Source organism: Cupriavidus sp. 05N40 (genome assembly GCF_056397305.1).
In genome coordinates this window covers 1-9083 of sequence record NZ_JBFTND010000254.1, presented here as the reverse complement: position 1 = coordinate 9083, position 9083 = coordinate 1, and the positions used below count along the sequence as shown (strand labels likewise).

At 69.3% G+C, this 9083-nt stretch carries 10 protein-coding genes; 8 read left to right on the top strand and 2 right to left on the bottom strand.

Going from position 1 to position 9083, the window contains the following annotated elements; genetic code table 11:
• Both AC1DO7_RS36335 and AC1DO7_RS36330 read right to left on the bottom strand, forming a co-directional pair.
• Positions 1 to 414 (bottom strand): fumarylacetoacetate hydrolase family protein (locus AC1DO7_RS36335; protein ID WP_477117231.1); only part of this gene is annotated, 414 nt, incomplete at its 3' end.
• 188 nt (positions 415 to 602) lie between these two features.
• Complete coding sequence (locus tag AC1DO7_RS36330; RefSeq protein ID WP_441619028.1) at positions 603 to 833, bottom strand: hypothetical protein; 231 nt, start codon at positions 831 to 833, stop codon at positions 603 to 605.
• 64 nt (positions 834 to 897) lie between these two features.
• Here AC1DO7_RS36330 and AC1DO7_RS36325 point away from each other — a divergent pair, with 64 nt between their 5' ends.
• The 8 genes from AC1DO7_RS36325 to AC1DO7_RS36290 all read left to right on the top strand — a co-directional run.
• Positions 898 to 1959, top strand: a complete 1062-nt coding sequence (locus tag AC1DO7_RS36325; protein WP_477117230.1) for a substrate-binding domain-containing protein — start codon at positions 898 to 900, stop codon at positions 1957 to 1959.
• A gap of 75 nt (positions 1960 to 2034) precedes the next feature.
• Positions 2035 to 3057 carry an ABC transporter substrate-binding protein gene (locus AC1DO7_RS36320; RefSeq protein ID WP_441619025.1) on the top strand — a complete coding sequence of 341 codons (1023 nt, stop codon included), beginning with the start codon at positions 2035 to 2037 and terminating at the stop codon, positions 3055 to 3057.
• A 149-nt stretch (positions 3058 to 3206) separates the two neighbouring features.
• Positions 3207 to 4022 carry an ABC transporter permease gene (locus AC1DO7_RS36315; RefSeq protein ID WP_441619024.1) on the top strand — a complete coding sequence of 272 codons (816 nt, stop codon included), beginning with the start codon at positions 3207 to 3209 and terminating at the stop codon, positions 4020 to 4022.
• 14 nt (positions 4023 to 4036) lie between these two features.
• Positions 4037 to 4918 (top strand): ABC transporter permease, encoded by an 882-nt coding sequence (locus AC1DO7_RS36310; protein WP_441619272.1) that lies wholly within the window; start codon positions 4037 to 4039, stop codon positions 4916 to 4918.
• The gene (locus AC1DO7_RS36305) at positions 4911 to 5975 is read left to right on the top strand and encodes an ABC transporter ATP-binding protein (RefSeq protein ID WP_441619022.1); all 1065 of its coding nucleotides are present in this window, start codon (positions 4911 to 4913) and stop codon (positions 5973 to 5975) included. Before AC1DO7_RS36310 ends, AC1DO7_RS36305 begins: the two co-directional genes overlap by 8 nt.
• Positions 5972 to 6835, top strand: a complete 864-nt coding sequence (locus AC1DO7_RS36300; RefSeq protein WP_441619020.1) for a phosphodiesterase — start codon at positions 5972 to 5974, stop codon at positions 6833 to 6835. The genes AC1DO7_RS36305 and AC1DO7_RS36300 overlap by 4 nt, the downstream gene beginning before the upstream one ends.
• 459 nt (positions 6836 to 7294) lie before the next feature.
• Entirely contained in the window at positions 7295 to 7963 is a 669-nt protein-coding gene (locus tag AC1DO7_RS36295; RefSeq protein ID WP_441619018.1) for a response regulator, read from the top strand.
• Between the two features lie 3 nt (positions 7964 to 7966).
• A partial coding sequence (locus AC1DO7_RS36290) for a sensor histidine kinase (RefSeq protein WP_477117229.1) occupies positions 7967 to 9083 on the top strand: 1117 nt, incomplete at its 3' end.

Here is a 9083-nt window from a genome sequence, read left to right as displayed (position 1 = left end):
GCAGTAGCCATCGCGGCATTTGTGGCGCACTGCCGGGCGGTAATAGCTGGCGTGCGGCACGCTGACGTCCGATACCACCGTATAGCCGGCGATATAGTCCGCCGCGCGGGCCGGATCCACGCGCGTGGCGCGCCGGCCGATCACGATGCCCAGCGCCGCGCCGATTTCCAGCGTGTCCTGCCCAGGCGGCAGCATGACTTCGCTGCCGTGGGCGGCCAGCGTGTTGGCTGGCTTGATGTAGAGAATGGGTGCCGACGGCGGCGCCTGGTACGGCGCGGCGTTGACGCTGTCGCCCAGGGCCGCCAGCGCGCCCCTGAAGTTGAGCAGCGTGCCGTAGACGGTGCCGGTGACGGCGGGCTGCCACATGAATTCGCCTTCGCGCAGGGTCCGCACGCCGTCGTGCGGCAACTGCATGGCGCCGTCCACCGGCATGGCGCGCACCGGCAGGCCGCCGGCGGCGATTCTGGCGATTCTGCCTTCTCGCATCGTGCTCCTCTCTGGTTGCGTCCGCGCCTGCCTTGCGCGGCGGGCGGATCGATGACGGCAGCGTGTACTGGGGCCGCCACCTGTAATTAACATGTTAATAAGATTGCGCCCGCCTTTCAAGTGCTTTCTGGCCCCGCGGCGATCGCCGCCGCAGGGCGTGGCAAGGATTGCCCCCCGCAACTCCGGCAGGCGTCCTGGCAACTTGTCATCGTGCTGTCACGCACCATCTCCACAATCCGCTGCTGTACCGGGTTATCGCCTTGCGGACGCAGGATTTCCTCATGCGCCGCAGCATCACAAAGGCTTGCTGCCCGATTTTTTTGCGCCTTGAATGAAAACGTTTTCATTTCTGCAGCCCATCTTCTGGAAGGGGTCTTCGGCCGCCGCCAGAACCAGACCGGACCCATCAACGTGAACCGTAGCCAGGACCGCAGCCACGCCACCCCGCAAGACGCCGCCACCCTCCTGGATGTGGCGCAGGCGGCCGGCGTGTCGCTGGCCACGGCCTCCCGCGCCTTCAACAGCCCGGACCTGGTGCGCGCGGGCACCGTGCAGCGCGTGATGGACGCCGCGCTGCGGCTGAGTTTCCGCCCCAACCTGCTCGGCAGCAAGCTGCGCGCGCAGCAAAGCCGCATGATCGGCGTGATGCTGCCCACGCTGGAAAACGCCGTGTTCGCCGACTGCTGGCGCGGCATCGAGGACRCCGCGCTCGCCGCGGGCTATTCGCTGATGCTGGTGACCAGCGCCTACGATCCGGCGCGCGAGCGCGAACGCATCGAGTACCTGCTGCGCCATCGCGTGGACGGCATGGTGCTGACGGTGGCCGATGCCGCGCGCAGCGCCGTGCTGGACCAGCTCGACGCCGAAGGCGTGCCCTATGTGCTGGCCTACAACCAGGCCGCGCCGCGCGGCCGGCGCTACTCGGTCTCGGTGGACAACCGCGGCAGCGCACGCGAAGGCGTGGAAGCCCTAATCGCCGCCGGGCACCGCCGCATCCGCGTCGTCTCCGGCGCCTTCGTCGCGTCCGACCGCGCCCGCCAGCGCTTCGACGGCTATCGCGACGCCATGCGCGCGCATGGCCTGGAGCCCGCCCCGCCGCTGTGCCTGCCGTCCCATACCGCCAGCAACGCCGGGCAGATCAGCGCACTGGCCACGGGCCCGGATGCGCCCACCGCCTTCTTCTGCACCAACGACCTGCTGGCCATCGGCGTGATCTCCGATCTCAAGCGCATCGGCCTGCGCGTGCCGCGCGATATCTCGGTGCTGGGCTACGACGGCATCGCGCTCGGCGCGCTGGTGGAGCCGCCGCTGGCCTCCGTGGTGCAGCCCAATGCCGAGATCGGCGCGCGCGCCGTGGCCGGCCTGCTCGTGCGCTTCGATCCCGCCGGCGCGGCGCGCGAAGCCGGTAACGAACGCATCACGCTGCTGCCGCATGCCCTGCGCCTGGGCGGCACGGTCGCCGCGCCGGCGTGAGGCGGCTGTCCCGCCGCCATGAGACCCAGCCTTTCCCCCCAGCCCCAGCCCCAGTCCGTAACCAAGGAGTTCACCATGCAAGCAAGCCGTTCCTGGCACAAACCGCTACGCTGGATCGCCGTCGCGCTCGGCGCCGCCGCCTTCAGCCAGGGCGTGGCCGCGCAAACCGCGATCTGCTACAACTGCCCGCCCGAATGGGCCGACTGGGCCGCGCAGATCCGCGCCATCAAGGAAAAGACCGGCGTCACGGTCCCGCATGACAACAAGAATTCCGGACAGTCGCTCGCGCAGCTGGTGGCGGAGAAAGCCAGCCCGGTGGCCGACGTGGTGTACTACGGCGTGACCTTCGGCATCCAGGCCAAGAAGGACGGCGTCACCGCCGCCTACAAGCCCGCGCACTGGAACGACATCCCCGACGGCCTCAAGGATCCGCAAGGCAACTGGTTCGCCATCCATTCCGGCACGCTTGGCTTCATGGTCAACGTGGATGCCCTGCGCGGCAAGCCCGTACCGCAATCCTGGGCCGACCTGCTCAAGCCCGAATACAAGGGGCTGATCGGCTACCTCGACCCCGCCAGCGCCTTCGTCGGCTATGTCGGCGCGGTCGCCGTGAACCAGGCCATGGGTGGCACGATGGAAAACTTCGGGCCCGCCTTCAAGTACTTCCGCGACCTGCAGAAGAACCAGCCCATCGTGCCCAAGCAGACCGCCTACGCGCGCGTGCTGTCCGGCGAGATCCCCATCCTGCTGGACTACGATTTCAACGCCTATCGCGCCCGCTACAAGGACAGCGCCAACGTGGCCTTCGTGATTCCGAAGGAAGGCACGGTGGTGGTGCCCTACGTGATGAGCCTGGTGAACAAGGCGCCGCACGATGCCGAAGGCCGCAAGGTGCTGGACTTCGTGCTGTCCGACGCGGGCCAGGCGCTGTGGGCCAATGCCTACCTGCGCCCCGTGCGCAGCGCCGGCATCCCGAAGGAAGTGCAGGCCAAGTTCCTGCCGGCGGCCGACTATGCACGCGCCAAGCCCGTGGATTTCGCCAGGATGGCGGATGCGCAGAAGGGGTTCAGCGAGACCTACCTGAAGGAAGTCCGGTGATCTGAAGCGTGGCCGGGGGCGAGTCTGCCGACCCGCCCCGGGCCGCGCTGCCGTGCACGCCCGGCCTTCCGCACGAATCTCGCACGACCCCCGCGCCAACCCTGCATCAAACCCGCTTCAACCATGCTTCCATCGGCGAGAACCTCATCATGAAGAAGCCGCTTCCTCTTCTCCTCTTCGCCCTGCCCGCGCTGATCGTCTTCCTCGCCTTCTTCTGCCTGCCGATGGCAAGGCTGATCGCGGTCAGCGTCAGCGGTGACGCAGGCGCCAGCGTCTACTGGACCGTGCTCACCAGCCAGCGCTACCTGCACAGCCTGCTGGTCACGGTGCTGCTGTCGGCCGCGGTCACGCTGGCCACGCTGGTCATCGCCGGCATCACCGGCACCTTCCTTGAACGCAACGCGGTGCCGGGCAAGAGCCTGCTGGTGGCCATGCTGACCTTCCCGCTGGCCTTCCCGGGCGTGGTGATCGGCTTCATGGTGATCATGCTGGGCGGGCGCAACGGGCTGCTGGCGATGGCGGGCGACTGGCTGGCGGGCGAACGCTGGACTTTTGCCTACGGCCTGATGGGGCTGTTCGTCGGTTATCTGTATTTCTCCATCCCGCGCGTGATCCTGACCGTGATGGCCGCCGTGGCCAAGCTCGACGCTTCGCTGGAAGAAGCCGCGCGCTCGCTGGGCGCGGGACGCTGGCGCGTGGTGCGCGACGTCATGCTGCCCGCGCTGATGCCGGCCATGATCTCGAGCGGAGCGATCTGCTTCGCCACCAGCATGGGCGCGTTCGGCACCGCCTTCACGCTGGCCACGCAGCTCGACGTGCTGCCGCTGACCATCTACAACGAGTTCACCAACTACGCCAACTTCGGCATGGCCGCGGCGTTGTCCGTGCTGCTGGGCACGGTGACATGGGCCCTGCTGGCGCTGGCGCGCTGGTTCTCCGGCGACGCCGTCGCCGCCACTGCCTGAGGAGCGCGCACATGATGCATTCACGACGACGCGGCGGCGCCTACTGGCTGCAGCTTGCCCTGGCGCTGCTGGTCTGCCTGTTCATGGTGGTGCCGGTGGTGCTGTCGGTGCTGGCCGGGCTGACCAACAATATCTTCATCGGCGTGGCCAGCGGCCTGACCACGCGCTGGCTGGTGGAGGTGTGGTCGCTCTACCGCAACACCATTTTCCTGTCGCTCGGCATCGCGCTGGCCTGCCTGGCCTGCACGCTGGTGCTGGGCGTGCCCGCGGCCTACTACATGGCGCTGCGGCGCGGGCGCGTGACGCGCCTGATCGAGGAGTTGCTGATGCTGCCGGTGGCCGTGCCCGGGCTGGCCACGGCGCTCGGCCTGATCCTGCTGTACGGCGGCTGGCAGGCGTTCCGCACCAGCTGGGTGTTCATACTGGTGGGGCATGTGCTGTTCACGCTGCCGTTCATGGTGCGCTCGGTGCTGGCCATCATGTCGGCCATCGATATCCGCACGCTCGAAGACGCTGCCGCCAGCCTGGGGGCGACCCGGCTGCAGCGCTTCTTCACCGTGGTGCTGCCCAATTGCCGCCAGGGCATCCTGGCCGGCGCGCTGATGGTGGTCACGCTGTCGGTGGGCGAGTTCAACCTGACCTGGATGCTGCACACGCCCACCACCCAGACCCTGCCGGTGGGGCTGGCCGACAGCTACGCTTCCATGCGGCTGGAGATCGGCTCGGCCTACACCATCGTGTTCTTCTTCATGATCATTCCGCTGCTGGTGCTGATGCAAGGCGTGAGCGCGCTCGGCGCGCGCGCCCGCAAGCACCGCCTGCCCGCCGGCGATGCCGTGGCCAACGGCCTTGCCGGCACCGATCCGCTCCCCGCTTCCGAGGCCCGCCATGCATGAACCCACTCCCATCACGCTGCGCCACTGCGGCAAGACCTTTGCCGACGGCACGCTGGCGCTGGAGCCGCTCGACCTCGATATCGGCGCGGGCGAGACCCTGGTCCTGCTCGGGCCTTCGGGCTGCGGCAAGACCACCACGCTGCGCATCATCGCCGGGCTGGAATTTCCCGATGCCGGCGGCGTGGTCATGTTCGGCGACAACGACGTGACGACGCTGCCGATCGAGCAGCGCGGCGTGGGCATGGTGTTCCAGAGCTACGCCCTGTTCCCCAACATGACCGTGGCGGAGAACATCGCCTACGGCCTGCGCGTGCGCCGCGTGGACGCCGCCGCGCGCCGCCGCCGGGTGGACGAAATGCTGGCGATGATGCATCTCGGGCCCTTTGCCGAGCGCCGCGTCGACCAGCTCTCCGGCGGCCAGCGCCAGCGCGTGGCACTGGCGCGCGCCATCGCCGTGCAGCCGCGCGTGCTGCTGCTCGACGAGCCGCTGACCGCGCTCGATGCCAAGTTGCGCGACGCGCTGCGCGCCGACATCAACCAGCTGCTGCGCAGCCTGCATATCACCGCGGTCTATGTCACCCACGACCAGGCCGAAGCCATGGCGCTGGGCGACCGCATCATCGTGATGGACCGCGGCCGCATCGCCCAGGCCGGCACCCCGCAGCAGATCTACCGCGCGCCGGCCAATGCCTTCGTGGCGGACTTCATCGGCACCATGAACCGCCTGCCGGCCCAGCGCGAAGGCGGTGCCTGGCGCGTGCCGGGCGGGCTGGTTCCCTGCACCGCCGGCGCGCCCGCCTCCGGCGCCGGGCAGGCCGAGCTGCTGTTCCGCCCCGAAGACGTGGCGCTGGCCCAGCCCGGCGACGCGCACCTGGGCGGCGCGGTCGTGACCGCGCTGTTCCTGGGCAACTACACGCGCCTGCTGGTCGACGTCGGCGCGCCAGCCCCGCTGGTCGTCGACACCACCCGCCGCGACGGCTGGCTGGCGGGCGACCGCGTCGGCCTGCGCCTCGATACCGGCCACCTGATCACGCTTTCGCAAGCCCTCCCCGCATGAACACCCCGAACGACGACACCGCAGGCAGCTACCTGCTCGCCCATATCACCGACCTGCACATCAAGGCGGGCGGCAAGCTCTCCTATCGCATGGTGGATACCGCGGGCGCCCTGCAGCGCTGCATCGACACCCTGCTGGCCGCGCCGCAACGGCCCGACGCGGTGGTCATCACCGGCGACCTGGTGGATTTCGGCACCGAGCAGGAGTACCGCTTCCTGCGCGGCATCCTGGCCGGGCTGCCGCTGCCGGTGCGGCTGCTGCCAGGCAACCACGACCACCGCGCCACGCTGCGCCGCGTGTTCGCCGACCACGATTACCTGTTCGCCAACGGCGACGGCGACGCGCCCGTCCACTACTGCGTGGATGCCGGGCCACTGCGGCTGGTGGCGTTCGACTGCACGGTGCCGGGCAAGCCGGGCGGGCGCGTCGATCCCGCCGCGCTGCCCTGGCTCGACGCGACCCTGGCGGCGGCCCCCGGGCGGCCCACGCTGCTGATGCTGCATCATCCGCCCTTCCATACCGGCATCGGGCACATGGACCAGCAGGGGCTGGAAGGCGCCGGCCTGCTCGAGCCCGTGGTACGCCGCCATGCGCAGGTGGAGCGCGTGCTGTGCGGCCACCTGCACCGGCATATCACGCACCGCTTCGGCGGCACGGTGGCCATGACGGCGCCGGGACCGGCGCATCAGGTCGCGCTCGATATCGACCCRCGCGCGGCGTCGCGCTTTCGCATGGAGCCGCCGGGCTACCTGCTGCACTGGTGGCATCCGGCCCACGGCCTGGTCAGCCACGCCGCGGTGATCGGCGATTTCGGCGCCAGCCATCCATTCTTCGATGCGGCCGGCAAGCTGATCGACTGATCGACTGGTCGACCAGGCGGCTGAACGGCCGGGCATGCCGTGCTTTGCATCTCGCTGGCCCGGCCGGCCCGGCGGACGAAAAAAAGCCCACAGCCGGCTGGTTGTGGGCGAGAAAAGTGGTAGGGGCAAGTCGCGGAAATCACCCACGCACTCATGGTGACAGCCGGGGCCCGGTGGCGAAATAATCTTTACGGACTAGGGCCGCGCGCGGCCAGGCCGCCCCGGCTGCCCGCTGTCCCAGGCCCGGCGCGGGTTGCGGGGCAATCCGGCCGGCGCGATCGAATTGCGTTTCCCCACCAACGAGGGGTAATGGACAGCACTGCGAGAATCGAGTCCAATTCGCCTGCGACATTCGGTATTGTCCTGGCAGTCTTGCGCGCCCGGACGCCGGCTTATCGGGCCGCCTGCTACCCTTTGCATCACCTTGCCTGCCACGGCCGCCGTGCCCCCACAGCCTCAATGCTCAACGCCCATCTGCTGCTGATCGACGACCACACCCTGTTCCGCACCGGCCTGCGCCTGGTGCTGGCGGACAGCCCCAGCGTGGCCGGCATCATCGAGGCGGGCTCGGTCATGGGCGCCGTGCAGGAGCATCGCGGCGCGGCTGTGGATATCATCCTGCTCGATATCCAGATGCCCGGTCTCAATGGCATCGAGGGCGTGAAGGTGTTGCGCCGGCACTTTCCCGCGGCGCGCATCCTGATCGTGTCCGGCACCTCCGGGCTGGAAACCATCCCCCTCGCCGCGCGCAGGGAGATCGCGGGCTTCCTGCCGAAATCGGCCGACAGCGAGGAGATCGAACAGGCCATTGCCAGCGTCCTGCGCGGCGATACCTGGTTCGGCCCCGCTCCGGCCGCCGAGCCGGGCGGCAACCCTCGCAGCGACCCCGGCGGCGGCACCGCCGGGTCCGGCGCCTACCAGCCCAGTTCGCTCACACCGCGCCAGCTCGAGGTACTGGAACAGCTCAGCCTGGGCCGTTCCAACAAGGTCATTGCCCATCACCTGGGCCTCTCGGAGAACACGGTGCGCGTCCACGTGGCGGCCATTCTCGACCACCTGGGGGTGGTCAGCCGCGTCGAGGCGGTGCTGGAGGCGCAGCGCCGCGGCCTGGTCCAGAACGGCAGGTAAGCCATGGTCCTGCTCGTTCCCCGCTATGACGAACCGCGCCTGCTGGCCGCGGAGATGGAACTGATCGACCAGAGCTTCGGCATCGCCATGCTGGGCTGCGCGCTGGCCGGATTTATCCTCGCCCTTGGCCTGAGCATCGGCGGCGGGCATCCCGGCGCCTTTCCATGGGCCGTCGCGCTGGCGGCGGCGTGCGCGCTGGGCCACTTCGGGCGCCGCGCCATCGCCGAGCGCCTGAGCGAGGCCCGGGCCGGGCTCTATGCGCGCGGCATGACGGCCCTGCTGACCGTGATCGGCGGGCTGTGGGGCCTGGCGGCATGGCTCTACATGGACGTCCACTCGCCGGCCACGGTGATCTGCATCCTGTCGCTGATCGCCGGCATGAGCGCGGCGGCGCTGGCGGTGTTCTCGCCGTGCCTGCCGGTGGCGGTGGGTTTCTTCGTGCCGGCCATCGTGCCGGTATGGGCTGTCTTCATCGCCACCGGTGACAGCGCCTACCTGGCGATGTTCCTCGGCGCGCCGCTCTACCTGGCGGTGCTGATGGTCTTTGCGCGCAACTACGCGCGCGTGGCGCGCCATGCCATTGCGCTGCGCTTCGCCAACGTGGAGCTGATCGCGCGGCTGCGCGAGCAGACCGCGCGCGCCGAATCCGCCCAGCACGAGGCCGAGGAAGCCAATCGCGCCAAATCCGTGTTCCTGGCGTCGGCCGGCCATGACCTGCGCCAGCCGCTGCACGCGCTCGGGCTGTTCGTGGTCACGCTGGGCCGCTCAGAGCTGAGCGACAAGCAGCGTCAGCTGCTGGCGCATATCGAAGCCGCGGCCGGCGCCGCGCGCGAGATGCTCAACACCCTGCTGGACTTCTCCAAGGTGGATGCCGGCGTGATCACGCCGCAGCCACGCGCGTTCCGCCTGCAGCCCATGCTGTACAAGCTGGAGAACGAGTTTGCGCCACAGGCCGACGCGCGCGGCCTGTTCTACCGTACCCGCGACACCACCACCACGGTGTTCGCCGACCCCAACCTGGTCGAGCTGATCCTGCGCAACCTGATCGCCAATGCCATCCGCTACACCAACCAGGGCGGCGTGCTGGTGGCATGCCGGCAGCGCCGCGGCTGTGCCGTGC